The organism is Nguyenibacter vanlangensis (genome assembly GCF_038719015.1).
Lineage (GTDB): Bacteria > Pseudomonadota > Alphaproteobacteria > Acetobacterales > Acetobacteraceae > Gluconacetobacter > Gluconacetobacter vanlangensis.
In genome coordinates, this window is sequence record NZ_CP152276.1 from 1042193 (window position 1) to 1067236 (window position 25044).

The following is a 25044-nucleotide window of genomic DNA, read 5'->3' on the forward strand; positions in this document are numbered from 1 at the left end:
GAAATCGCCTCACGCGAAATCACCTCATTGCGCGACCAGCGCCCCCTCGGTGCGGACGCCGCGATGCCAGACCTGCGCGATCCGGTCGACCGCGGCGATATCCCGCGCCGGATCGCCCGCCACGACAAGCAGGTCGGCCCATTTCCCGGGCTGGACCGTCCCCCGGTCGTCCCAGCGCATCAGCGCCGCCGCCTGGCCGGTGGCCAGCGTGATGGCCTGCAGCGGCGTCAGGCCCGCCGCCACCGTCAGCTTCAGTTCCCGATGTTCGGCGAACCCCGGAATCCGCGTGGCCGACGCGCCGGAATCGGTGCCGAACCCGATGCGGATGCCCGCGCGGTACAGGGTCGCCAGGTTGCGCTGATTGATCGCCAGCGCCTTGCGCGACGCCGCCGTCAGCGGCGCGGCCAGGATCCTGGCCCGCCATGCCGGATCGGCGAACTGGGCGCGCAGGGCGGGGTCCAGCCCGGCGGACAGGAACGGATCGTCCAGCCATTCCGGATGCTGGGCGAAGATGTAATTGGCCTCGTCCAGATCCAGGGTGGCGATGTACCACGCCCCCTTCTGCTCCATCAGCATGATGAAATCGGGATCGACCGGCCGGTCGCGCACGCCATGAGCGATGATGTCCGCCCCCGCCGCGACCAGCGCCTTCGCGTCGGCCAGGTCGTGGATATGCGCCGCCACCCGCAGGCCGCGCCTGTGGGCCTGGTCGATCGCGGCGCGATAGATTGCCGGATCGATCTTGGGATACCCCTTCGCCCCCGGCACGCCGTTGCGGAAATCATCCACCCAGATCTTGACCAGGTCGGTCCCCTCGTCGGCCATCCGGTCCACGGCGGCGCGCGCCTCGTCCGGCGTGGTCGGGCGATAGATCTGGTCGGGCCCCAGATGGAACATTCCCTGCGGCGGCACCCCGTCCGGCGCCCCGATCCCCTGATCGACCCCGAACAGGTCGGCCCCCGGATTGCGCCCCGCATGCTGCTCCGCGCGCAGCCGGTCGAACAAGGGCGATGTGTTCAGCCCCAGCGACACCACGTCCAGCACGCCATAGCGTGCATACTGCCTCATCTGGGCCAGGATGTTGTCCCGCGTGTAATTGGCCGCGTCGTCGCGCGTGCCCTTCACCAGCCCGGTATGGCTGTGGTCGGAAATCAGCCCCGGCAGAACCGTCAGCCCCGCCAGATCGACCCGCCGCGCACCGGCCGGCACCGCAAACGTCCCGTCCCGCCCCACCGAAGCGACACGCCCGTCCCGCACCAGGATCGCACTGTCCGCCACCGGCGCCGCGCCGGTCCCGTCGATCAGGGTCGCATGCTCCAGCAGCACCGGCGCCGCCCCCAACGCCGGCGTCCCGCCCAGCAGCCACGCCCCCAGCGGCAACACGCCCCGGAACCGTACGCACCGCTTTCCTCCGAACCGTGACGCGATCGTCATGCCGGCTGCCTCCCTTTTCGGCCCCGTCCTCCGCGTCACCATCCGGCACCATGTCCGAAATCCCCCGACGAGGCGATATGATGAATTCTGCGATTCTATCTTATTTTTTTGAAATAATGACAAGAAACTTGCATTTCTACGGCATGACGACTCATCGCCGGGAAAAGAACCCTTGATGGATAAGGATCCTTTTGCTTCTTCTCCGGAAGAAAACGCTTTCGATCGTCCTGCGCCCGATCCCGTCACGGGCAAATATCAGAATGCCCCCCGTCCCGAACCAATCCTTTCCAGAACCATGAAGATCCGGAATAGTCTCGCATCCTTCGCCATCGGAACAGCCCGTCTTCACGCGATTTTTCTCGCGATTCTTCCCGTGACTCTCTGGGGCATTACGCGCCCCGCATGCGCCACTGGGTTCGATATCGTCGTGCTCGGCGCCCGGGGCGGCATCCAGGACGGCAATCTCAGCGCCTATCTGGTTCGGCCATCGGGGGACGCGCGCGCCATTCTTTGCGATGCCGGAACCGTGGTGGCGGGTCTCGAAGCCGCGTCTCGACATGGCGCGTTCCACGATCTCACCCGGTCCCCCCAAATCGCGCCGCGCGAAGCCGGCATCGTGCTTCACGACATCATCAAGGGCTATTTGATCAGCCACGCGCACCTCGATCACATCGCCGGCCTTGTCGCCGTATCGCCCGATGACATGCCGAAGCCGATCTATGCACTTCCGTCCGTCAACCGCATCCTGGCCCGGGACATATTCAACTGGCGCGTCTGGCCCAACATGGGTGACCGCGGTCCGCCGCCGCGCCTGGCAACATATCGATATCGCGACCTGGTACCGGGACAAAGGCTGCCGCTGGACGGCACGGCCATGGAGGTCCGCGCCTTTCCGCTCAGCCATGGCGGCGTGGAATCCACCGCGTTCCTGATCGAAAGCGGCGGCGCCGCGATGGTATATCTTGGCGACACCGGACCCGATGCGCTGGAACACGGCACGCGCCTGCAGGATCTTTGGCGTGCCGTAGCGCCTTTGGCGCGCGCACACCGCCTGAAGGGGATCATCATCGAATGTTCATGGGACAATGCGCGTCCCGACCACCTTCTCTTCGGTCACCTGACACCACGATGGCTTGCGGCGACATTGTCCGACCTGCGCTCGCAAAGCGGCGGAGGGACCGTCCTTGCCGGATTGCCGGTACTGGTCAGCCACGTCAAATATACCTTGACCGGCGCCCCGCCTGCCCAGGTGACGATCGAGAACGAACTGAAGGCCGCTGACCGAACAGGCGTGCATTTCATTATCGCGGAGCAGGGCATGTCGCTGCGCTTCGACTGAGCGACCGTCTCCATTGCCCTATCCGTTCACCCCTTCACGGATATGGCTCCATCTCACTGTTCGGATCAGGATCCTCTCTCAGACCCCGCATCCGCCCATCCCCTCAGATCATGTAGTCGATCGGCGGCAGCATCTGGTCCATGGTAAAGGCCGGCAGCGAGGAATGGCGCGTGCCCACCGGGCGCGCCGGATTGCCGACCACGGTCGTATAGGGCGGCACCGATTCCAGCACGATCGACCCGGCGCCCACCTTGGCGCCCTCGCCCAGCTCGATATTGCCCAGCACCTTCGCCCCGGCACCGATCAGCACGCCGCGCCGCACCTTGGGATGCCGGTCGCCGACATTCTTGCCCGTGCCGCCCAGGGTGACGCCCTGCAGCAACGACACGTCGTCCTCCAGCACCGAGGTCTCGCCGATCACGATCCCGGTGCCATGGTCGAACAGGATGCGCCGCCCCAGCCGCGCCGCCGGATGGATATCGACCGCGAACAGTTCCGACGCCCGGCTCTGCAGATGCAGCGCCAGATAGCGCCGGTCGTTATGCCACAGCCAATGCGCCACGCGGTGGCTCTGCACCGCGTGATAGCCCTTGAAGAACAGGAACGGCGTCGCGTAATTCGCCGTCGCCGGATCGCGCTCGCGGATCGCCACCAGGTCGGCGGCGGCGGCGGCCACGATCTCGGGATCGGCGTCGAACACTTCCGTGACCAGTTCGGCCAGCGCGTCATCCGCCACCGACCGGTCGCCCAGCTTGCGGCCGATCAGCGCGGCCAGCCCGTTGGCGAAGCCGGCATGGTTGCGAATGCCCGTCGCCAGCAATCCCCGCACCAGCGGATCGCCGCAGCCCTCGCATCCTTGCGTGATGTCGTCCCACAGCCGGCGCAGGTCGATCTGCGTCAGGGTGGGCTCGGATGCGGAACGGCTCTTGCGGGCATCGGCAAGCGAAATCGGCGAACTATCGGGCATGACAGACCTGACGCAGCAGAGAAAGGCAGCATATGGGACAGCGTCCCGCCCCGGACCAGAGGGCACCTGCCCGGAAAAGATCCCAAACGAAAAACGCCGGCCCCTACAGCCCCATCGCATGGCGGACGAAGGCCCGGCGCAGCGCGGGCATGCGGTGCACCGCCGCCAGCCCCACATCCCGCGCGCCGCGCAGCAGCGGATTGTCATTGCCGAACAGCCGCTCCAGCATGTCGGTCGCCGCCAGCATCAGCATGTTGGCCGGCCGGCAGCGCGCCTGATAACGACGCAGCACCTGCGGGCCCCCCAGGTCCTCGCCCCGCTCATGCGCCGCGATCAGCAGGTCGGACAGGGCGGTCACGTCGCGGAATCCCAGGTTCAGCCCCTGCCCGGCGATCGGATGGATGCCGTGCGCCGAATCCCCGACCAGCGCCAGGCGGGTATCGAAATAACGCTGGGCGTACTGGGCCGACAGCGGATAGGTCCAGCGCCGCCCGACCGGCGTAACCCGGCCCAGCCAATCCCCCATCCGACGCTGGATCTCATGGGCAAAGGCCGCGTCGGGCAACGCCGCCATGCGCTGCGCCACCCCCTCGTCCTCGGACCAGACGATGGCCGACAGGTTCGCATGCCCGGCCGTGGGCGCCATCGGCAACTGCGCGAACGGCCCGGCCGGCAGGAAATGTTCCAGCGCCCGGTTGTGGTGCGGCCGCTCGTGCGTCACCGCGCAGACGATGCCCCGCTGGTGATAGGGCAGGCGCGTGACGGCGATGCGGGCCTGGTCGCGCAGCGCGCTGCGCCGCCCCTCGGCCGCGACCACCAGCCGCGCGCCGAACACGCACCCCGACCGGGTCCGCACCACCGCGCCCTCGGCCGTGCGGATCACGCTGGCCTCGTCCGGCGCCATCACGCGGATCGCCGCTGCGTCATGCAGCGACCGGTTCAGCGCGACACGCAACGCGCGCGCCTCGATCATCCAGCCGAACGGCTGCGCGGCATCCTGCCGCCCGAATTCCAGATGCAGCGGCGACGGCGCCTCGCCGGGCCGGCCGTCCGACACGCGAATCTCCTCGATCGCGCAGGCCGGCAGCGGCAGATGCGCCCAGACCCCGGCCGCCTCCAGCAGCAGGCGCGACCCAGCGGCGATGGCATAGGCCCGGCCGTCGAAGGCCGGGTCCTCCATCGGCGGCAGGGCGGCATGATCGATGATCGCGACGCGGATCCCCGCCACCGCCAGGCGGCAGGCCAGCGTAGCCCCGACCGGCCCCGCCCCCACGATGCAGACATCGACATCGTCCAATGCATCGCCGGCGGGCCCGGACACGAAAGGGGGGGTCACGAAAGGGGGGATGGTGCCATCGGTCATCGCCGTCATCCTGTGGCGCAATCCCGTCCGCCGGGCAAGCCGGCGGACGGGACAGCCAGGGCCGAACCCCGCCCCGGCAGGCCGGGCGCCGCCCGGCGATTCGGCCGCCACCCCGACCGGCAGCAGAGCTTTCGCCTACAAAACAGGCACAAAATCAGGCACTTCTGTCCCATTGGTGGGCATCACGTCCGATCGGAGGGCACGCGGCGCCAACCTTGGACGATGCGGCAAGGTTTTTGTATTGCCGTTCTGTGGAATTGGATCATCATCCGGATCAGGAAACGATTTCTCATCATGCAACAAGGAGACGTGGCGCGATGAAGCTTGTCACAGCCATCATCAAGCCCTTCAAACTCGACGACGTGCGCGAGTCCCTGACTCCCCTGGGCATCCAGGGGCTGACCGTGTCGGAAGTGAAGGGGTTCGGCCGCCAGAAGGGCCAGACCGAAATCTATCGCGGGGCGGAATATCATGTCAGCTTCCTGCCCAAGGTGAAGATCGAGGTCGCGGTGTCCGACGACATCGTGGACCAGGTGGTCGACGTGATTCTGCAATCGGCGCATACCGGCAAGATCGGCGACGGCAAGATCTTCGTCTCCAGCCTGGACAGCGTCATCCGCATCCGCACCCGGGAAACGGGAGAGGACGCGCTGTGACCTTTGCCGCCCCGATGCAGACCTCGATGCAGACCCCGCGACAGACCACGCAGCCCCCGATGCGCCCCCGCCTGTCCCTTGCCGCGGTGGCGTCCCCCCTCCTGGCGGCGGCCGCCCTGCTGGCGACGGCCGCGCCCGCCCTGGCGGCCGACGCCCCTCCGCCGATCAATAGCGGCGACACGGCGTGGATGCTGACCAGCACCGCCCTGGTGCTGATGATGACGATCCCGGGCCTGGCGCTGTTCTATGGCGGCATGGTCCGCAAGAAGAACGTGCTGGCCACGCTGATGCAGTCCTTCGCGATCTGCTGCATCATCACCATCGTCTGGATGGTCGCGGGCTACAGCCTCGCCTTCTCGACCGGCACGCCCTATATCGGCGACCTGTCGCGCGTCATGCTCAACGGCATCGGCGCGCATATCGCCAAGGGTGCCGATATCGGCTTCACGCTCGGCCAGGGCTCGTCCAACCCCACGGTGATGACGATCCCCGAGAGCGTCTACATGATGTTCCAGATGACGTTCGCGATCATCACCCCGGCCCTGATCACCGGCGCCTTCGCCGACCGCATGAAATTCAGCGCCCTGTGCGTCTTCACCGTCCTGTGGTCGCTGCTGGTCTATGCCCCGATCGCCCATTGGGTCTGGAGCCCGATCGGCTGGGTCGCGGGCTTCGGCGCCATCGATTTCGCCGGCGGCACGGTCGTGCACATCAATGCCGGCATCGCCGGGCTGGTGGCCGCCCTGGTGCTGGGCAAGCGCCACGGCTACGGCACCGACGACCTGGCGCCGTTCAACCTGACCTACGCCGTCATCGGCGCGTCGCTGCTGTGGGTGGGCTGGTTCGGCTTCAACGCCGGTTCGGCCGTCGGGTCGAACGGCCGCGCCGGCATGGCCATGGCCACCACCCAGATCGCCGCCGCGGCGGCAGGCGTGGGCTGGATGATCGCGGAATGGATCCGCACCGGCAAGCCGACGGTGCTGGGCATCATCTCCGGCGCGGTGGGCGGCCTCGTCGCCATCACCCCGGCCGCCGGCTTCGTGCTGCCGGGCGGCGCGCTGGCCATCGGGCTCGCCACCGGCGTGGTCTGCTTCTGGTCCGCCACCTCGCTCAAGCACCTGCTGGGCTATGACGACAGCCTGGACGCGTTCGGCGTGCACGGGGTGGGCGGCATCCTGGGCGCGCTGCTGACGGGCGTGTTCGCCTACGGCCCGCTCTCGGCCACCGACGCCAATCCCGCCGGCATCAGCGGCTCGTTCGCGCAGTTCGTCATCCAGGCCAAGGCGGTCGGCGTGACGATCGTCTGGTGCGCCGTCGTGACCTTCATCCTGCTCAAGATCGTCGACCTGGCCATCGGCCTGCGCGTCAGCCGCGAGGACGAGGTCGAGGGGCTGGACATGACCCAGCACGGCGAACGCATCAACTGACGCAGCGCCCCGCGCGGGCATGCTGGCCGGCAGGCCGATCGACTGGCCGATCTGGGGCTTCCCCCCGGATCGGCCTTTTTCTTTCCGTATTCATGTCAAACTGTTATGAAGAATCGTCCAGACCGAACGCCACGTCCGGCACGGCCGCCGGCGCGTGCCGTTCCGCAAACGGAAAGGGTTGCCTTCCTCATGGTTCATGCGATTCGCGGCCGGCTCGCGCTCGGCCTGCTTCTGACCGTTCCCGCCCTCGCGCTGGAGGCGCCGCACGCCCACGCCGTCAGCGCCGCGCAGGCGTGCTACAAGAAATTCAACGCCGAGCGGAAAGCCGGCACCATCAAGGGCCAGACCTACAAGGACTTCAAGGCCACGCAATGCGCGGCGCCCGGGGCGGCCCAAGGCACGGCCGCCGCCCCCGCCACCGCCACGCCCGCCGCCAACATGCCCGCGGCGCCGTCCCCGGCGGCCCAGGCCGCGCCCACGGCTCCGGGCGCGGCATCCCCGCCGCCGACCGCCCCGGCCGCCGCCCCGATGCCGGCCAAATCCGCCCCCACCACGGCCGCGGTTCCCGGCAACGCGGTGCTGCCCAACGCGGTCTCGCCGAAATATACCAGCGAAAGCCCCGGCAAGGCGCGGATGCATACCTGCCTGGACCAATACAACGCCAACAAGGCCACCAACGGCAATGGCGGCCTGAAATGGATCCAGAAGGGCGGCGGCTATTACAGCGTCTGCAACGCCCACCTCAAAGGCTAGTGTCCTGCCCGAGAAATTCTTATGAGAATTTCTCGGATCAGCAGGCCACTAAAATATTGATCCCAGTGTCCTCGGGACACTGGGGCATCATCCGACCGGATGGACTCATCCGGTCGGACAAAGATGCTCGATAAAACAATAAATTAGAGCCATATCCGTGAACCCCATATCCGTGAACCAGTGTGAACGGATATGGCTCTACGACCCGATCTGGGAATGATTGCCAACAATGCTGTAAATCATGTATTTTGTTCCACCTTCAGGGAGGAACAAAATGCGGACATTCTCAACGAGCGACCTGTCCCGCAAATCCGGGGACATCATTGCCAGCGCTCTTCAAGGGCCGGTATCGATCAGCCAGCGTGGCAAGCCGCGCCTGGTTGTGTTGAGCGTGGAGCAATACGAGGCCCTGGTGCGCAGTCCGGAGGATCGGATTGCGGGCGCCACTGCGGACATGCCGGGGCCCCTGGCGCACGATATCGCGACGGCTATCGATGCGTATCTGGCGTCGACCGAATCAACGCCGTGAGCGTCGGTCTGCGACCCGGGACCGTCCTCAGATACCCCTATCTCTGGCATTGGCAGGACGCCCGCGGTGAAACGGAAGGGCGCAAGGAGCGTCCGACCGCCGTTGCCGTGGTGTTCCTCGCGCGGGAAGGACAGGAGTATGTCCTGCTCCTGCCTCTGACCACGCGCGAGCCCGCCGCCGCGCGAGTGGCGGTCGAGATCCCGGACACGGAGAAGCGGCGGGCCGGGCTTGATCGGACATTGCGCCAATGGCTCATCCTGGACGAATACAATCTCGATCCGTTGCAGGCGTCATATTATCTACGCGGGGACACGGTCACCGGACAGTTCAGCGAGGCCTTTATTCGGCCTGTGCTGACCCGGTTCAGGTCTCTTTTGCCGCAGGCCAGGCGCGTGTCTCGCTATCCCTGATGGACAAAATTCACGCGCGCCCCATTTCCATTTGGCGACTGTCTCCGGGTTGATCCCATAGCGCTTCTTTCCGCTCTCGCGAAAAGATTGCCCATCAAATCCCGGGACTGAACATCCAAGCTTCCCCGCCTCCGATGCTCAAGGCGCCGGCCGGACGAACACCCGGCCGGCGCCATAGGACAGCCAGACCGCGTGCCGGGCGAACCAGTCCGCGCCCAGCAGCATGTCCACCGGCTCATGCAGGGGCAGCACCGTCAGCACCGGCGCGCGCTCCACTCCCCCGCCCACGCGCAGGCTGCCGAAACGATGCCAGTGATACAGGACGGGCCGCCCGTCCACGCCGCTGGCCTCGCCCCCGGGATCGACCGCCAGCCGGTCCGCCGTCACCCCCAGCCGCGCCGCCGCCGCCTGCGACAGGATGCGCGACCGCGCTCCGCTATCGATCAGCGCCGTCAGCCGCACCCCGTCCAGGACGACCGTCACCGTCAGCCGCTGCCCCAGGCGGGCCGCCGGCAGCTCCGTATAGGCGCCGCGCCAGGCCGGCGCCGGCGCGCACCCGCCCGCAGGCGGCCGCCACAGCGACAGCCGGCCGCCCGGCCCGTCGAATTCGACGTCGAAGCGCGCCAGCACGTCGCTTCCCAGCAATCCTGCGACCGGCGGGACGATCATCGGCTGACCCGGCAGGGCGCCCACCGGCACCGACAGCGCCCCCAGCGCCAGCAGCCCGGTCCGCGCCGTGCCCAGCCGCAGGTCGGGAATGACGATATCGGGCACCACCGCCCCACCCCCGCCCGTCCCCTGCAGGATCGTACGCCGCTGCATATCGACCGGCAGCGCCAGGGCAGCGGCGACCGCCCCGTCGATCAGCCCGCCCTCGGCCCCGGTATCGACCAGCAGGCTGAACGGCCGGCCCGCCACCAGCGCCGGCACCGACAGATAGCCGCCATCGTCGCGCAGCGTCAGGCGCGCCAGCAGCACCGGCGCGCAGGACGGCGCCGGCGCGGCCCACGCCGCTGGGCCCGCCGGGATTCCCGCCGACAGCCCGATCGCCAGCACCACCCGGCTCCGCAAACCGCGCACGCGTTCCCGCACCTGCCGGATCTCATGCTGCCAGATCACATGCCGCCGGATCACACGATCGTGGCGAAGCGATCGGTCGCCTCCAGCAGCGCGTCCCGTATCCCCGGCTCCGACACCGCATGGCCGGCATCGTCGATCAGGCGAAACGCCGCCTCGGGCCAGGCAAGATGCAGGTCCCAGGCGGTGCGCATGGGGGTGGCGACGTCATAGCGCCCCTGGATGATCAGCGCGGGAATATGGCGGATGCGCCCGACATCGCGGATCAATTGCCCCTCCTCCAGCCATCCGTGATGGACGAAGTAATGGTTTTCGATCCGCGCGAAGGCCAGCGCATAGTCCGTGTCGCCATGCTGGGCCGACAGCGCCGCCAGCGGCCGCAGGGTGATCGTCTCACCCTCCCACACGCTCCAGGCGATGGCGGCGCGGACGCGCACCGCCGGGTCCGGATCCGTCAGGCGGCGGCGATAGGCGGCGATCAGGTCATCCCGCTCCGCCGGCGGGATCGGCGCCAGGAAACGCTCCCATTTGTCCGGAAACAGCCAGGACGCCCCCTCCTGGTAGTACCACCGTAATTCGGCGCGCCGCAGGGTAAAGATCCCGCGCAGGATCAGCCCCGTCACCCGCTCCGGATGGCTCTCGGCATAGGCCAGCGCCAGGGTCGATCCCCACGACCCCCCGAACACCAGCCAGCGTTCCGCCCCGCTCAGCACGCGCAGCCGCTCGATGTCCGCGACCAGGTGCCAGGTCGTGTTGTTCTCCAGCTCGGCATGCGGCAGCGACCGCCCGCACCCGCGCTGGTCGAACAGCAGGATGCGATAGCGCGCCGGATCGAACAGGCGCCGATGGTCCGGCGCGCACCCGCCCCCCGGCCCGCCATGCAGGAACACCACCGGCACGCCGTCCGGATTGCCGCATAATTCCCAATAGACCTGGTGCCCGTCGCCGGTATCCAGATGGCCATGGGCATAGGGTTCGATCGGCGGATAGAGCGTGCGGGCAGATGTCACGAACTTGGCTCCTCTGTCACGGATCCGAGGGACGCGAATCCGGGGTCACGAATCCGATGCCGCCCCGCCGGCGCGCGGATGGGTGCGCGTCCACACCTCCATCAACTGCGCCTCGTCGGCCAGGGTATAACGCTGGGTGGTCGACAGGCTGGCATGGCCCAGCAGGTCCTGGATCACCCGCAAATCCGCCCCGCCCTTCATCAGGTGCGTGGCAAAGGAATGGCGCAGCGCGTGCGGCGTGGCATGCTCCGGCAGTCCCGCCACCTCCCGCCAGGCCCGCATCGCCCGCTGCGCCACCGCGGGCTGCAGCCGCCCGCCGCGCACGCCCACGAACAGCGGCGCATCGTCCAGCGGCGCCGGATGCCGCGCCCGCCAGTCCGCCAGCGCCCGCATGACGGGCGGCAGCACCGGCACCAGCCGCTCGCGCCCGCCCTTGCCGCGCACCAGCAGCGTGTCGCCTGCAACCCGGGCCCGGTCCAGGTCGCGTATATCCAGGTCCAGCGCCTCGGAAATCCGCAGCCCGCACCCGTACAACAGCACGAACAGCGCCGCGTCGCGCGACTGCGCCATCGGTGTTGCGGCCAGGTCCGCCACCCCCGGCGCCACCTCCAGCGCCTGCGCCTCGCCCAGCGGACGCGGCAGCGGCGCGCGGGTGCGGGGGGCCGCCAGCAACCCCGGCGCCGGATTGGTCAGGCCATGCCGCCGCGCCAGATAGCGAAAGAAGGACCGCACGGCCGAAACCCGCCGCGCCCGGGTCCGCGCCGCGCGCTCCGGCGTGCCGCGCCGCCCTCCGGACTTCGCAGACCGGGCAGACCGGGTCAACCGGGCCGATGCAAGGGCATGCTCATGCGCCAGCCAGGCACGCAGATCCGCCAGCGCGAGTCGGTCCAGCACCGCCAGGTCGACCGCGTCGCCGACATGCGGGCCGATGAAATCCAGAAACCGGTCCAGGTCGCCGCGATAGGCGTCGATCGTCCGCACTGATGCCCGCCGCTCGTCCCGCAGCCAGGACAGGAAGGCATCGCGCAGCGCCGCCCCCTCCATGCGCTCCCCCATCCGTTCCCCGGTCATGCGCCCCCCATCGCCGGCACTCGGCATCGGCGCCCAAACCGGACAAGACAGAACGCGGCAGGGCGGATAGAAAACCTCATGGCCAGCACGACACTAGACAAACCCGCCCCGGGGCGGAAGCCCGGGGCCGCCGCCCGCCGGCGCGTCTCCGTGCTGCTGCCGCTGCCTTTCCCCGGACCGTTCGACTACGCCCTGCCCGATGACGGCCGGCTGGACGATGTGCGGCCGGGCGAGGTGGTCAGCGTCCCCCTGGGCCGCCGCACGGAAACCGGGGTCGTCTGGGACCGCGACGGCACCCTTCCTCCCGAATTCGCCCCGCCGCCCGGCCGGCCCGTCGCCGACGGACGGCTCAAGCCGGTCATCGCCCGCGCCGGCCTGCCCGCCCTGCCCGCCGCCCTGCGCCGCTTCGTCGACTGGGTCGCGGCCTATACGCTCTCGCCGCCCGGACTGGTGCTCGCCATGGCGCTGCGCACCAGCCAGTCCGCCCAGGCCGCCCCCGCCCAAGGTCGGGCCCAGGGCTGGGCCCCGGCCGATCCGCCCCCGGCCGGGCTGCGCGACACCCCGGCCCGCCGGCGCGTGCTGGACGTCGCGTCGCGCGACGGGCCGCTGGGCGGCGCCGAACTGGCGCGCCGCGCCGGCGTCGGCGCCGGCGTGGTGCGCGGCCTGGCCGATGCCGGCGCGCTGCGCCCCGTCACCCTGGCGCCCGCTCCCGCCTTCGCCGCGCCCGATCCCGGCCACTGCCCCCCCACCCTGGGCGATCACCAGGCCCAGCCCGCCCAGGCCCTGCGCGACCTGGCGGCGGCGGGCGGGTTCTCCGTCACCCTGCTCGAAGGCGTGACGGGCTCGGGCAAAACCGAGATCTACATGGAGGCGATCGCCGCCTGCCTGGCAAAAGGCCGCCAGGCCCTGGTCCTGCTGCCGGAAATCGCCCTGTCCGCGCAATGGACCGGCCGCTTCGCCCGGCGCTTCGGGGCCGAACCCGCGCTATGGCATTCCGACCTGGGGCCGCGCCTGCGCCGCGTCACCTGGCGGGCGGTGGCCGACGGCACCGCCCGCGTCGTGGTCGGCGCCCGCTCGGCCCTGTTCCTGCCCTTCGCCGAGCTGGGCCTGGTCATCGTGGACGAGGAACATGAAAGCGCCTTCAAGCAGGAAGACGGCGTCACCTACCATGCCCGCGACATGGCGGTGGTGCGGGCACGCATGGACGACGCCCCGGCCATCCTGGTCTCCGCCACCCCCAGCCTGGAAACCCTGGCCAATGTCGGGGCCGGCCGCTACCGCCACCTGGTCCTGCGCGCGCGCCATGGCGGGGCCGGCATGCCCGACGTGCGCACCATCGACATGCGCGCCCACCCGCCCGAACGCGGCCTGTTCCTCTCGCCGGTGCTCGCCGCCGCCCTCGATGAAACGATGGGCCGCGGCGAACAGGCCATGCTGTTCCTCAACCGGCGGGGCTACGCGCCGCTGACCCTGTGCCGCACCTGCGGCCACCGGCTGCAATGCCCCAACTGCACCGCCTGGCTGGTCGAACATCGCGCGCGGCGGATCGTCACCTGCCATCATTGCGGCTATCAGGACCCCACGCCCCCGGCCTGCCCTTCATGCAAGGCCGAATCCAGCCTCACCCCGATCGGCCCCGGCGTCGAACGCATCACCGAGGAAGCGCGCGCCACCTTCCCCGATGCCCGCATCCTGGTCATGGCCAGCGACACCCTGCCCGGCCCGGCCGCGACCGCCGACGCCGTGGCCCGCATCGCCCGGCGCGAGATCGACCTGGTGATCGGCACGCAGATCGTCGCCAAGGGCTGGCATTTCCCGCATCTCACCCTGGTGGGCGTGGTCGATGCCGATCTCGGCCTGGGCGGCGGCGACCTGCGGGCGGCGGAACGCACGGTGCAGCTCCTGCACCAGGTCGCCGGCCGCGCCGGCCGCGCCGAGGCCCCGGGCACGGTCATGCTGCAAAGCTACACCCCCGAACACCCGGTTATGCAGGCCCTGGTGCTGGGCGATTTCGAGAATTTCATGCGGCAGGAAGCCGAACAGCGCCGCCCCGGCTTCTGGCCCCCCTTCGGGCGCCTGGCCGCCCTGATCGTCAGCGCCGACACGCCCGAAGCCGCCGACGCCACCGCCCGCGCCCTCGGCGAGGCCGCGCCGCACGGCGACGGGGTCCAGGTCCTCGGCCCCGCCCCCGCCCCCCTGGCCATCCTGCGCGGCCGCCACCGCCGGCGCCTGCTGCTGCGCACAAGGCGCGACATCGCCGTCCAGCCCCTGGTCCGCCAATGGCTCGCCCGCGTCCCCCCCGACCGCGGCGCCCGGATCGACGTCGATATCGACCCGATCTCGTTCCTTTGACATCCTGGCGATTGGCGTACCATCCAAGGAATACCCAGGGCCAAGGAAATACCCGGGGCCAAGCATTACCCCGGGGCAGGCTTGCAAGGACAGGCTTGCAAGGATCGGCAGCTTCATCCCGATTGACCCGTCGCAGCCGTATCTTCTGCTGCCTGCGCCATATCCCGACTGGCTGACGACGGCACGATAGCGCGGCGGTTGCCACCGACGGCCCGACGATCGACGCCACCTCGCGCGTCTCGCAGACAGCCTGTAGACAGGTTCCCGAAATATATACAAAATGAAACGGTTTCAGTTCTGCTCACTTGAGAAAATTTCTTGTCCACCACCGGGTCATCTCCAACGGGGGGAGCAATGCGGTCTGATGGCACGGCAGTGCACGCCGAGGAACTGCTGATTGACGTTGCGGTCGAGAGTTGGCGCCTGTCGCGTACGTTTCAGAGATCGCTAGACTTTCGAAACGAAAAGGCTGCTGGACGACAATCCAGCCAGATCAGCTACTTCCAGCGTAAATTGGCGGACACCCTCTCTCTGCTCGGACTCCGACTCGTTGATCTCGATGGTCAACCATACGACGTCGGGATGGCGGCAACGGCACTGAATGCCGCGGACTTCGACGCCGATGACGTCCTTTACGTCGATCAAATGATGGAACCGATCGTGATGGGTCCCAATGGGGTCCGTCGGACCGGTACGATGATGCTTAGGAAGTAAGACAGTGGAATATGTCGGTATCGATCTTGGCACAACCAACAGTGCCATTGCCAGCTTCGATGGCGAGAATGTGATCCTATATAAAAGTCCGGAGCAGCACGACGTTACTCCATCAGCCATCTTCCTCGATCGTCGCGGCAACAAATTCGTCGGCAGCCGCGCTTACAACAACGCCGCACGCAATCCCGACAATGCGGCGACCCTATTCAAGCGCTTCATGGGCACCAGCACGCCAATCGCCATGAAAGGCGTCGGCAAGACAATGACTCCGGAGGAGTGCTCAGCCGACATCCTGCGGACAATCTTCGGCTATCTACCCGAAGCCATGCGCAACGGCGGCCAGAGCGGCACGGTGATCACCGTTCCTGCCGCGTTCAACCAGATGCAAAAGGACGCGACGCTGGCCGCCGCGGAGTCGGCTGGAATCGGTCGCGTGGCCCTGATGCAGGAACCGGTCGCCGCTGTCATGAGTGTGATGCGCCAACGCAGCCGCGACGGCACGTTCCTGGTATTCGACCTCGGCGGCGGCACACTCGATATTGCCATCGCCCAGAGTATGAAGGGTCGCGTGAGCCTTCTTGCCCATGGCGGCGTCGAGATGTGCGGCGGCCGCGACATCGACCGTGCGCTCATGGACGAAGTCGTAAAGCCTTGGCTGGTGGAGCATTTCGACATCGGAGACGATTTCACAACCAACGCCAAGTATCGGACTCTAGTCCGCATGGCGACATGGGCGGCCGAGAAGGCGAAGATCGAACTTTCACGCACCGAAGACACGGTGATCGCCCTATCGGAGACCGAGATCGGTATCCGCGATGAGGGCGACGAGGAAATCTATGTCGACATCCCTATTGACCGAACGACGTTCGACAACTTGATCGCGCCCACTGTCGCCAAGGCGATCGCGTCCGCCCGCGAGACCCTTGAACTGGCAGGCATCAGCCCCCACGATGTGGACCGCATCGTATTCGTCGGCGGCCCGACCCATTACAAGCCGCTGCGCGACAAGGTCGCCTTTGAACTCGGCATCGCGGCCTCCACCGACGTCAACCCCATGACTGCCGTCGCGGAAGGTGCCGCTATCTTCGCGGAATCAATTGATTGGTCGACAAAAAGCCGCGGACGCAAAGCCTCGCGCAGTTCGCTCTCCTCGGCGGGCGTCGCGTTCGCCTACACCACGCGCACACCCGACATACAGGCGCGGTTCGTCGTCAGAAATGTGGGCGACCTGTCTGGCGCGTTCCAGGTCGACAGTCTTGATACCGGTTGGTCATCGGGCCGAAAGGCGTTGCAGGAGGGCGCTTCGATGGAGCTTCCCCTGGTAAAGCCCGGAGAGAACAGCTTTCGCGTTTTTGTCTTCGATCCCGCTGGCGGCCCGGTCTCGATCTCCGAGGACAGGATCGTCATCGTCCGTACCGCCGCGTCGATCGATGCTATTCCCGCATCCCATACAATCGGCCTCGCCGCACTCCGAAGCCGCAATGGCCCCGAGATTCTGATACCTCTGGTCAAAGCTGGTGATCCGCTGCCGAAGAAGGGAAAGATCAAGGTCATCGCAGGCGAGACGCTCCGCGCGGCAAGCCCAGGCTCCCTCAACTTCAAGCTATGGGAAGGCAACATTCAGAGCAACATCCAGGACAATCTGTTCATCGGTACATTCCGCGTGAACGGTTCGGACTTCGAAGCGGGCATGATCGCCACCGGCACCGAAATGCTCCTCGAATATGAAGTAACGGACAGCGGAAACATCAAGCTCGACGTATCCGTTCCGTCCATCGGAAGTTCATTCGCGACCGACCACAATTATTATTCGCGCCAGGACGCGCAGATCGACTACACACAGGCGTCGGCACGTGTTGCCGCCGAGGCACGCTCCACCCTTTCGCGTCTCGACGAAATCGCCAAGCATATCGACGATCCCCGTATTGCCATCATCCGCGCCCGGCTGATCCGCATCGACGCCATCGACGTGGATCGCGCCGATCCGGAAGAGACGAAGCACGCCCTCGATGAGATCCGTGCGATCCGCAAGGCCATCTCGCTCGTCCGCAAGGATTGCTTGAAGCCTCTCCGCCAAGTCGATCTGAACAGCATCGTCGATATTTTCCGTAGCTGGTCAATGAAGTTCGCGCGACCGGAGGAAACGCAGTCGTTTGATGCACTCGCCAGGACCGCACAAAACTCGATCGACACCAACGGCAGCGACTTCGAGACCCATCTGGCCGAGCTCCGCTCGCGTAATCTCTCCATACTCTGGAGGTCTGACGATTTCATCGTTGACCGCTTCCACTGGATCTCGCAAAGCCCGGAGCAATTCGTCGACCAGGACCGCTATGCGTCGCTCGTCATCCAAGGTCGAAGTGCCCTCGCAAAGCCCGATCTACCCAAGCTCCGCGATATCCTCACCACGCTTGACCAACTCCGCTTTGCCCGGACCGGCGAGGAGGAGATCTTCGCGATGACGAACATCGTGGGGGCCTGATGGCCGCGTCGCCCTTCCCTCGCGGGCTGGCCTTGTCCGGCGGGGACGTTCGTCGGGTCGGGCGGACATTGACCGCGCAGCACAATGCCTACTGGCTTCACGCCCTCACGCCGGAAGGGCGGGTCCTTATCATGACGCCCGACTTCCATTCAGCACTCATCCACGCCGGCGTTGGCCTCGACGTCGCCGCGCTCCCGACCCTCTCCTTCGGCGGCACCGATTACCGCTATCTCGCCGTCTATGGCGAGATGGATGAGATTTCCCGCCTCGCCCGCCCGATGTCGAAAGAGGACGCGCTACCGTTCGCACGGGCACTCGCGGCGATGCCCGAGGGATATTCGGGTGCCGTATTCTGCCGCGATTATGCATGCATGCTATCCGTCGACGTCGATGGCGCGCCGCGACTGGACAAGGCGCTCGTCCTTGGCCGCTATCTCAGCGGCGGCATCGAGGTGTCCGCCGAGGACATCGTCGCCCTTGACCGAATTGTCACGCGCCTCGACGTGGACGACCTGGAAGAGATCACTGCCGTCGCCGGAGTCAAGATCAGGCAGGCGCTCGGCCGATCCGCCAGATGCGAGATCTCGCCCGCGCGCAAATCCGAAAGTTCACCTCCCCCCTTCGGCACATTTCGTCTACCAGGCAGGAATCAACTCGAAGCATTCTTCAACGATTACGTCATCGACGTCATCGCAAACGAGGCCCGCTATGCGGCGCTGGGGATCGGCTTCCCCGGCGGTATCATTCTCGAAGGCCCGACGGGCTGCGGCAAGACTTATGCCGTCGAGAAGCTCGTCGACCATCTCGGCTGGAAAAATTTCTCTATCGATGCCACAAGCATCGCCAGTCCCTACATTCACGAGACCTCGCGAAAGATCGCCGACATATTCGCCGAAGCGACGAAGGCGGCACCGGCCGTGATCGTGATCGACGAAATGGACGCCTTCCTCACGGACCGCGATGTGGGCAACGGCCATCACCGCATCGAGGAAGTCGCCGAATTCCTGCGGCGCATCCCCGGGGCCAGCGCCGCGCGCGTACTGGTTATCGGCATGACCAACAAAATCGATTTGATCGATCCCGCCATCCTTCGCCGCGGCCGTTTCGACCACGTGATCCGGGTCGATCACGCGACGCCGGAAGAGATTGAGGAGATGCTGGCCTCGCTTCTTAGAGACATACCACACGGTCTCGATGATTTCGCGCCTCTGTCACGAACGCTTGCCAGGCGCCCGCTTTCCGATGTCGCCCATATCATTCGCGAGGCCGGTCGCCTGGCGGCGCGTAAGCGTAAGGACAAGATCGGCGCCGACGACTTCGATGCCGCCCTGGCCCGAAGTCCCTCCCGCAGCCCTGACGACCAGCGAAAGATTGGTTTCAGATGAACGATTTCTGCAAGACGGCTGTCGGCTTTACCGGCCTCAGCACCTATCGGACGGACGTGGATGCCGCAATCGCCGAAGCCGACCGTGTGGTGACCGCCGACGGACCGATCCGTTATTCCGGCCCCGCTCTTGCGCCTGATCCGATCGAACCGGTTCATCACGATCGTGACGCCTTTTCTGGTGGCATCAGGAAGGCAGGAGGTTGGGTAATCGGCATAGGCATCATGGTTGCCATCAGGATCGGCCTCTCCGGAGGCTTGCACAGTTCGGGCACCAACACCCCCGACACCCACACCCCGCCACCTGCGGCTTCGACGTCGGACATAACAAGACCGGCCATCTACAGCAGTTCCACTCTCTCGATCGGCGAACTGCGCTACTGTCTCGCCGAGGGTATCCGTCTCGGGGGAGAACAATCGGAACTCAATGATATGCGCTCGACGGACGTGGCGCGTTACAACAGGAACGTCGACAGTTACAATGCGTTGGTCAGGGACTTCCAAAGCCGCTGCGCACATCGCTCTTTCTTCGTGAACGACAAGGAGATCACCGGGCCGCAAATCGAAGAGCAACGGTCGGCGCTGGTTAAGGAAGGCCGTGATCGTGTCCTCTGACATGACAAGGCAGGTCGTGCTCGACATGAACCCCTTTGCCGTGCTCGACGTCACCACACGTGATACCCGCGAACGCATATATGATGCGGTCGAAGATCGTTCCCTCATCGTCGATCTGGACTCTTGCAACGAAGCCCGTGCCATTCTTACCGCGCCACGGCGCCGGTTCGAAGCAGAGCTCGGCTGGTTTCCGGGAATCGCCCCCACGACCGCGAAACGCGCCCTGGGCGCACGTAACCTCGAAGACATAGAGGCCCTGTCGATCGGTGGTCTCGCTCTGGCGAATGCGCTAACCACATGCGCCGTACGGCGCCCGCCAGCGTCGCTCGACCAACTTGTGGCATTCCTGACCACCATATCCGCCGCAATCGACTCGGTCTCGCTGGAAACGACCCTCCGCGACGTGAACGAGGATCGCGAGATCGCGGGCTTCCCGCCGTTCACCTCGGCAGATACCGCTGAAGAGATGCTCCGCGACCGACGCCAGATCTGGCGGAGCGACGTCGTGTCGGTCCTTGCGCGAATGCCCACTCATCTCATGATCGAAGGACTTTATTTGGCTTCGGAAAGAATGGCGCAGGGGGGCAGCTTTCCTCAGTTCATGCACAGCCTCGTCGAAGATTACGGCCTTCGTGCCCAGCCGTTCCTTCAGAATGAGATGGCGGGCGCGATCCGGCTCATCGAGAAGGCGCAGATTATCGCTGGCAGCCACCCACGCGCTTTGTCCCCGCTCATCGACGCCCTCGCCGAATTGCTCACGACCTGGGAGAAGGTAACGAAGCCGATCCAGCTCACCATGACCCATCTGGGACGCATCGATCCGGATAGCGAACGCCTCGGCTACCTGATTCGTGATCTATCGATCGACCTATACAACCAGCACTGCCTCACTGACGAGGCACGCCGGCTATCCGTACTCCTCTCAAAGCGCTTTTCGTCCCTACCTGAACTGGCAGGCAGAATCGGTGAGGATCAGGATGCTCTTGACCGTCTCGCAAGAGAGGCAACAGAGCGCGAGGCGGAAATCGCCTACGCTGCCGACATTGGTATTTTCAGGAAATCGCGCCTTTCCATCAATTCACGCAGGCTGGAATGGAAGGGACAACATTATGACGTCAAACAGATCCGCAGCGCCAGATGGGGAGCAATCAAGAAATCGGTGAACGGCATTCCTGCAGGCACCGACTATCTCATTGCCTGGAGCGACGAAAACCGCACCGCGATCGTTAAATTCCGAAAGGGCATCATCTACGAAGCCTTCATCGAGCGCCTTCTGCGCGTTCTCGCCGAGCCGATGCTCTCCGCGATGACCCTCGGCTTGCAGAACGGCCGTGAGTTCCACTTCGGCGGAGCCGCGATCCGGGACAACAGCGTTACCCTGCCATGCACGAAGATATTTGGCAAAAAACGGACTGAATTCGGCTGGGGCGAGGTAACCGTCCGCAACGCTGATGGCTTCTTCATCATCGAAGGACCGCCCAGGTCGAAGGCCTCGGTGAGACTATCCTTCCGCAACGTGGCCAACGTCCATTTCCTCGAGATTCTCGTGCGCACGGCCTTCCAGAACGGCCGGACGCAACTGAGCACAGCGTTCGCCTAGTGTCCCGATTCCGAAATTCGCAGGCAAGCCTCTGTCCTGCTCACCCTTTCCGCTACTGCGCGGACGCGCTCCGCGTCATGGTCTGGCGGATCAACCCGTCCACCTCCCGCCCGGCCAGGCTCAGCGCCACCGCCTCGGCGATGCGGATCCCGTCGATCCCGGCCGACAGGATGCCGCCGGCATAGCCCGCCCCCTCGCCGGCCGGAAACAGTCCGGCGGTATTCACGCTCTGCCCGTCCGGCCCGCGCGGAATGCGCAACGGCGAGGATGTCCGCGTCTCCACGCCGGTCATCACCGCGTCCTCCATGGCGAACCCGTCCAGTTCCCGGCCGAACGCCGCCAGCGCCTCGCGCATCGCATCGACGGCGAACGCGGGCAGGCACAGCGCCAGGTCGGTCGGCGTCACGCCCGGGCGATAGGACGGCTCTACCGCGCCCAAGCGGGTCGACGGCCGGCCGGCCAGGAAATCGCCCACGCGCTGGGCCGGCGCGCGATAATCGCCGCCTCCGGCCAGATAGGCCTGCCGTTCCCAATGACGCTGGAAGGCAATGCCGGCCAGCGGTCCGTCCGGATAGTCGGCCTGCGGGGTCACTCCGACCACGATCCCGGCATTGGCATTGCGCTCGGCGCGGGAATACTGGCTCATGCCGTTGGTGACCACGCGCCCTTCCTCGGACGTCGCGGCGACCACCGTGCCGCCCGGACACATGCAGAAGGAATAGACCGCCCGCCCGTTCGACGCGTGATGCACCAGCCGGTAATCCGCCGCCCCCAGCAGCGTGTGCCCCGCCTGGGCGCCGAACCGCGCGGCGTCGATCACCGATTGCGGATGCTCGATGCGCACGCCGATCGAAAACGGCTTGGCCTCCATCGCCACGCCGCCGGCATGCAGCATCGCGAACGTATCGCGCGCGCTGTGGCCGATCGCCAGCACGACATGGCCGGTCTCCACCACGCCGCCATCCGCCAGCCGCACGCCCACGACCCGCCGCCCGTCCGGCCCGGCCTCCACCAGCACCTCCTCGACCCGCGTGCCGAAGCGGTATTCACCGCCCAGCGCCTCGATCTCGGCCCGGATATGCTCGACCATCGACACCAGGCGGAACGTGCCGATATGCGGCTTGGACAGGTACAGAATCTCCTCCGGCGCGCCGGCCCGGACGAATTCCGCCAGCACCTTGCGACCGTAATGGCGCGGATCGCTGACCTGGCTGTACAGCTTGCCGTCCGAAAACGTGCCCGCCCCGCCTTCGCCGAACTGGACATTGCTCTCGGGCGTCAGCACCGACCTGCGCCACAGCGCGAACGTGTCGACCGTACGCTCGCGCACGATCTTGCCGCGCTCCAGGATCAGCGGCCGCAGCCCCATCTGCGCCAGCACCAGCCCGGCCAGCAGCCCGCACGGCCCCGCGCCGATCACCACCGGGCGGCGATAACCGGCACCCGCCGCCAGCCGCGCCCCGTCATCCAGCACGAAGCGATAGGTCATGTCCGGCGCCGGCGCGACATGCCGCGCGCCGGCCAGCCGCGCCAGGACCGCCGCCTCGTCGCGCACCGCGCAATCCACGGTATAGACCAGGACGACCGCTCCCCGCCGCCGCGCGTCATAGCCGCGGCGGAACACCGCATGTTCCAGCAGGTCGCCCGGCACGACGCCCAGCCGCCGGACGATTTCCGCCTCCAGCGCCTCGGGCGGGTGGTCGAGCGGAAGCCTGATTTCGGTCAGTCGGATCATGAAACGGGGTCCTATCACGCACGCCGCCCCCGATGAAAGCACGGCGACGCAACACGGGACTCGCCCCGCGCTCGGCGCGTCTGATACAGAGACCGCCAAACCCGCCCTCGGAGTCGGACCTGGAATCGGGTCCGATGATTCAGGATTTCCATGGCCGAGCCGCACGACCACGCGCACCCGCATCACCATGGCCCCAGCCACGACCATGACCACGGGCATCACCATGGGCATCACGGCCATCACCACGGACATGCCCACGCTCCCGCCTCGTTCGGCACGGCCTTCGCCATCGGCATCGCGCTGAACCTGGCCTATGTCGCGGCCGAGGCCGGCTGGGGCGTCGCGTCCCACGCCCTGGCCCTGCTGGCCGATGCGGGGCATAATTTGTCCGACGTGCTGGCCCTGGCCGCCGCATGGCTGGCGCAGCGCCTGTCGCGCCAGGCCCCCAGCGCCGACTATACCTACGGCCTCCGCCGCTCCTCGATCCTGGCGGCGCTGGGCAACGCGGCGGCGCTGCTGCTGGTGACCGGCGGCATCGCGTGGGAATCGATCCTGCGCCTGGTCACGCCCGCGGCGGTGCCGGGCGGCACCATCATGGCGGTGGCCGGCGCCGGAATCCTGGTCAACGGCATCACCGCCCTGCTGTTCCTGCGCGGCGGCGACGACCTGAATATCCGCGGCGCATTCCTGCACATGGCCGCCGACGCGCTGATGTCGCTGGCCGTGGTGATCGCCGGGGCGATCATTCTCTATACCGGCTGGCTCCGGGTCGATCCGGTCATCAGCCTGGTGGTGTCGGCCACCATCGTCGCCGGCACCTGGTCCCTGCTGCGCGATTCGCTGGACATGGCGCTGGACCGCGTGCCGCGCGCCATCGACCGCGCGGGGGTCGAGGCCTATCTGCGCGCCCTGCCCGGCGTGACCGACCTGCACGACCTGCATATCTGGCCGATCAGCACCACGGACACGGCGCTCACCGTCCATCTGGTGCGCACGACCTGCCTCACCCATGCTCCGCCCGCCGACGACACGCTGCTCAGCGACGCGGCCGAGACGCTGCGCCTGCGCTTTCGCATCGGCCATACGACCTTCCAGATCGAAACCCAGTCCGACGCCGCCCGCTGCGTCCTGGCCGACCCGGCGACGATCTGATCCATGCCGCATATCAGCAAGAACGCCCTGGCCTGGACCAGCCTGGGCGTCAGCATCGCCGCCCTGGGGCTGAAATACGCCGCCTGGCGGGCCACCGGCTCGATCGCGCTCTATTCCGACGCGCTGGAGACGATCATCAACGTCGTCGCGGCCGTCGCCGGCCTGTGGGCCCTGCGCATCGCCAGCCGCCCGCCGGACGAAAACCACACCTACGGCCATTACAAGGCCGAATATCTCTCGGCGGTAGCCGAGGGCGTGCTGGTGCTGCTGACGGCGCTGGCCATCGGGCGCGAGGCCTGGATCGACTGGCTGCACCCCGCCCTGCCCCGCGCCCCCCTTGCCGGCATCGCGCTGAACGGCTCGGCGGGCCTGCTGAACCTGGCCTGGGCGCTGGTCCTGCTCCGCTCGGGCCGGGCCCGGCGCTCGCCCACCCTCGTCGCCGCCGGCCAGCACGTGATGTCCGACGTCTGGACCACGGTCGGACTGGTCTGCGGCTTCACCCTGATCCCGCTCACCGGCCTGACATGGCTGGACCCGGCGCTGGCCGCGCTGATCGCGCTGAACGTGCTGCGCGTCGGATGGATCATGATGCGCCGCTCGATCGCCGGCCTGATGGACGAAGCCCCCGACCCGGACACGCTGACGGTGATCCGCAACGTCATCGCCGCCAGCGGCCACGGCGCGATCGAAGCACACGATTTGCGCGCCAGGATCGTCGGCGCGATGGCCTTCGTCGAATTCCACCTGGTCGTCCCCGGCACCATGAGCGTCAACGCCGCGCATGAGATCTGCGACCGGATCGAGGCCGCGCTGCGCGCCCGGATCGGCCAGGCGCTGATCCACATTCACGTCGAACCGGACCGCAAGGCCAAGCGTTGCGGCATAACCATTCCGTAACCCACGTGCCCGGCACAACCCAGCATCCGGCAGGAAGCGGGCATGCCCCGCTCGTTCCAGTGGAATCGGCGGGGCAA

Annotated in this window: 21 protein-coding genes; 14 read left to right on the plus strand and 7 right to left on the minus strand. The window is 67.0% G+C overall.

Annotated features, from left to right (window positions below; all coding sequences use genetic code 11):
- Nucleotides 1–24 precede the first annotated feature (24 nt).
- Nucleotides 25–1434, minus strand: coding sequence for an amidohydrolase family protein (locus AAC691_RS04780; protein WP_342629125.1), 1410 nt, complete (start codon nucleotides 1432–1434; stop codon nucleotides 25–27).
- A 373-nt stretch (nucleotides 1435–1807) separates the two neighbouring features.
- Here AAC691_RS04780 and AAC691_RS04785 point away from each other — a divergent pair, with 373 nt between their 5' ends.
- Nucleotides 1808–2773, plus strand: a complete 966-nt coding sequence (locus tag AAC691_RS04785) for a 3',5'-cyclic-nucleotide phosphodiesterase (RefSeq protein WP_342629126.1) — start codon at nucleotides 1808–1810, stop codon at nucleotides 2771–2773.
- A gap of 103 nt (nucleotides 2774–2876) precedes the next feature.
- Here the strand turns inward: AAC691_RS04785 and cysE are convergent, their stop codons facing one another.
- Both cysE and AAC691_RS04795 read right to left on the minus strand, forming a co-directional pair.
- Nucleotides 2877–3740 (minus strand): serine O-acetyltransferase, encoded by an 864-nt coding sequence (gene cysE / locus AAC691_RS04790; protein ID WP_342629127.1) that lies wholly within the window; start codon nucleotides 3738–3740, stop codon nucleotides 2877–2879.
- Between the two features lie 103 nt (nucleotides 3741–3843).
- The gene (locus AAC691_RS04795) at nucleotides 3844–5103 is read right to left on the minus strand and encodes a UbiH/UbiF/VisC/COQ6 family ubiquinone biosynthesis hydroxylase (protein WP_342629128.1); all 1260 of its coding nucleotides are present in this window, start codon (nucleotides 5101–5103) and stop codon (nucleotides 3844–3846) included.
- A gap of 317 nt (nucleotides 5104–5420) precedes the next feature.
- On the opposite strand from AAC691_RS04795, the gene glnK reads away from it, so the two are divergent.
- From glnK to AAC691_RS04820, 5 genes are all read left to right on the plus strand, one after another.
- Nucleotides 5421–5759 carry a P-II family nitrogen regulator gene (gene glnK / locus AAC691_RS04800; RefSeq protein WP_012226274.1) on the plus strand — a complete coding sequence of 113 codons (339 nt, stop codon included), beginning with the start codon at nucleotides 5421–5423 and terminating at the stop codon, nucleotides 5757–5759.
- A 26-nt stretch (nucleotides 5760–5785) separates the two neighbouring features.
- On the plus strand, nucleotides 5786–7186 hold the full coding sequence (locus AAC691_RS04805) for an ammonium transporter (protein WP_408906095.1): 1401 nt from the start codon (nucleotides 5786–5788) through the stop codon (nucleotides 7184–7186).
- Nucleotides 7187–7375: 189 nt separating this feature from the next.
- Nucleotides 7376–7939, plus strand: coding sequence for a hypothetical protein (locus AAC691_RS04810; RefSeq protein WP_342629129.1), 564 nt, complete (start codon nucleotides 7376–7378; stop codon nucleotides 7937–7939).
- A gap of 274 nt (nucleotides 7940–8213) precedes the next feature.
- Entirely contained in the window at nucleotides 8214–8468 is a 255-nt protein-coding gene (locus tag AAC691_RS04815) for a type II toxin-antitoxin system Phd/YefM family antitoxin (RefSeq protein ID WP_342629130.1), read from the plus strand.
- Nucleotides 8465–8878 (plus strand): hypothetical protein, encoded by a 414-nt coding sequence (locus tag AAC691_RS04820; RefSeq protein ID WP_342629131.1) that lies wholly within the window; start codon nucleotides 8465–8467, stop codon nucleotides 8876–8878. Before AAC691_RS04815 ends, AAC691_RS04820 begins: the two co-directional genes overlap by 4 nt.
- 138 nt (nucleotides 8879–9016) lie before the next feature.
- Here the strand turns inward: AAC691_RS04820 and AAC691_RS04825 are convergent, their stop codons facing one another.
- Genes AAC691_RS04825 through AAC691_RS04835 form a run of 3 tightly spaced genes read right to left on the minus strand, consistent with a single transcriptional unit; the run spans nucleotide 9017 to nucleotide 12009 of the window.
- The gene (locus AAC691_RS04825) at nucleotides 9017–10012 is read right to left on the minus strand and encodes a pepsin/retropepsin-like aspartic protease family protein (RefSeq protein WP_342629132.1); all 996 of its coding nucleotides are present in this window, start codon (nucleotides 10010–10012) and stop codon (nucleotides 9017–9019) included.
- Nucleotides 10009–10965, minus strand: coding sequence for a prolyl aminopeptidase (gene pip / locus AAC691_RS04830; protein WP_342629133.1), 957 nt, complete (start codon nucleotides 10963–10965; stop codon nucleotides 10009–10011). The genes AAC691_RS04825 and pip overlap by 4 nt, the downstream gene beginning before the upstream one ends.
- Nucleotides 10966–11010: 45 nt before the next feature.
- Nucleotides 11011–12009, minus strand: coding sequence for a tyrosine recombinase XerC (locus tag AAC691_RS04835; RefSeq protein WP_342630150.1), 999 nt, complete (start codon nucleotides 12007–12009; stop codon nucleotides 11011–11013).
- Nucleotides 12010–12114: 105 nt separating this feature from the next.
- On the opposite strand from AAC691_RS04835, the gene AAC691_RS04840 reads away from it, so the two are divergent.
- The 6 genes from AAC691_RS04840 (at nucleotide 12115) to AAC691_RS04865 (ending at nucleotide 21183) form a co-directional block, all read left to right on the plus strand.
- Nucleotides 12115–14388 (plus strand): primosomal protein N', encoded by a 2274-nt coding sequence (locus AAC691_RS04840; protein WP_342629134.1) that lies wholly within the window; start codon nucleotides 12115–12117, stop codon nucleotides 14386–14388.
- 354 nt (nucleotides 14389–14742) lie between these two features.
- Nucleotides 14743–15102: a hypothetical protein gene (locus AAC691_RS04845; protein WP_342629135.1), complete on the plus strand. Its 360-nt coding sequence runs from the start codon at nucleotides 14743–14745 to the stop codon at nucleotides 15100–15102.
- A gap of 4 nt (nucleotides 15103–15106) precedes the next feature.
- Complete coding sequence (locus tag AAC691_RS04850; RefSeq protein ID WP_342629136.1) at nucleotides 15107–17584, plus strand: Hsp70 family protein; 2478 nt, start codon at nucleotides 15107–15109, stop codon at nucleotides 17582–17584.
- Entirely contained in the window at nucleotides 17584–18969 is a 1386-nt protein-coding gene (locus AAC691_RS04855) for an ATP-binding protein (protein WP_342629137.1), read from the plus strand. The genes AAC691_RS04850 and AAC691_RS04855 overlap by 1 nt, the downstream gene beginning before the upstream one ends.
- Complete coding sequence (locus AAC691_RS04860; RefSeq protein WP_342629138.1) at nucleotides 18966–19583, plus strand: hypothetical protein; 618 nt, start codon at nucleotides 18966–18968, stop codon at nucleotides 19581–19583. The genes AAC691_RS04855 and AAC691_RS04860 overlap by 4 nt, the downstream gene beginning before the upstream one ends.
- Nucleotides 19567–21183: a hypothetical protein gene (locus AAC691_RS04865; protein ID WP_342629139.1), complete on the plus strand. Its 1617-nt coding sequence runs from the start codon at nucleotides 19567–19569 to the stop codon at nucleotides 21181–21183. The genes AAC691_RS04860 and AAC691_RS04865 overlap by 17 nt, the downstream gene beginning before the upstream one ends.
- Before the next feature lie 52 nt (nucleotides 21184–21235).
- Here the strand turns inward: AAC691_RS04865 and AAC691_RS04870 are convergent, their stop codons facing one another.
- Nucleotides 21236–22918 carry an NAD(P)/FAD-dependent oxidoreductase gene (locus tag AAC691_RS04870; protein ID WP_342629140.1) on the minus strand — a complete coding sequence of 561 codons (1683 nt, stop codon included), beginning with the start codon at nucleotides 22916–22918 and terminating at the stop codon, nucleotides 21236–21238.
- A 150-nt stretch (nucleotides 22919–23068) separates the two neighbouring features.
- Here AAC691_RS04870 and AAC691_RS04875 point away from each other — a divergent pair, with 150 nt between their 5' ends.
- On the plus strand, nucleotides 23069–24070 hold the full coding sequence (locus AAC691_RS04875) for a cation diffusion facilitator family transporter (RefSeq protein WP_342629141.1): 1002 nt from the start codon (nucleotides 23069–23071) through the stop codon (nucleotides 24068–24070).
- A gap of 3 nt (nucleotides 24071–24073) precedes the next feature.
- Complete coding sequence (locus AAC691_RS04880) at nucleotides 24074–24967, plus strand: cation diffusion facilitator family transporter (protein WP_323991409.1); 894 nt, start codon at nucleotides 24074–24076, stop codon at nucleotides 24965–24967.
- The last annotated feature ends 77 nt before the right edge of the window (nucleotides 24968–25044 follow it).

Coding starts and splice junctions, on each gene's coding strand:
- AAC691_RS04835 (WP_342630150.1), bottom strand. CDS start 12,009: ATGGAGGGGGCGGCGCTGCGCGATGCCTTCCTGTCCTGGCTGCGGGAC.
- AAC691_RS04855 (WP_342629137.1), top strand. CDS start 17,584: ATGGCCGCGTCGCCCTTCCCTCGCGGGCTGGCCTTGTCCGGCGGGGAC.
- AAC691_RS04875 (WP_342629141.1), top strand. CDS start 23,069: ATGGCCGAGCCGCACGACCACGCGCACCCGCATCACCATGGCCCCAGC.
- glnK (WP_012226274.1), top strand. CDS start 5,421: ATGAAGCTTGTCACAGCCATCATCAAGCCCTTCAAACTCGACGACGTG.
- AAC691_RS04880 (WP_323991409.1), top strand. CDS start 24,074: ATGCCGCATATCAGCAAGAACGCCCTGGCCTGGACCAGCCTGGGCGTC.
- AAC691_RS04780 (WP_342629125.1), bottom strand. CDS start 1,434: ATGACGATCGCGTCACGGTTCGGAGGAAAGCGGTGCGTACGGTTCCGG.
- AAC691_RS04810 (WP_342629129.1), top strand. CDS start 7,376: ATGGTTCATGCGATTCGCGGCCGGCTCGCGCTCGGCCTGCTTCTGACC.
- AAC691_RS04805 (WP_408906095.1), top strand. CDS start 5,786: ATGCAGACCCCGCGACAGACCACGCAGCCCCCGATGCGCCCCCGCCTG.
- AAC691_RS04840 (WP_342629134.1), top strand. CDS start 12,115: ATGGCCAGCACGACACTAGACAAACCCGCCCCGGGGCGGAAGCCCGGG.
- AAC691_RS04860 (WP_342629138.1), top strand. CDS start 18,966: ATGAACGATTTCTGCAAGACGGCTGTCGGCTTTACCGGCCTCAGCACC.
- AAC691_RS04815 (WP_342629130.1), top strand. CDS start 8,214: ATGCGGACATTCTCAACGAGCGACCTGTCCCGCAAATCCGGGGACATC.
- AAC691_RS04845 (WP_342629135.1), top strand. CDS start 14,743: ATGCGGTCTGATGGCACGGCAGTGCACGCCGAGGAACTGCTGATTGAC.
- AAC691_RS04870 (WP_342629140.1), bottom strand. CDS start 22,918: ATGATCCGACTGACCGAAATCAGGCTTCCGCTCGACCACCCGCCCGAG.
- AAC691_RS04795 (WP_342629128.1), bottom strand. CDS start 5,103: ATGACCGATGGCACCATCCCCCCTTTCGTGACCCCCCCTTTCGTGTCC.
- cysE (WP_342629127.1), bottom strand. CDS start 3,740: ATGCCCGATAGTTCGCCGATTTCGCTTGCCGATGCCCGCAAGAGCCGT.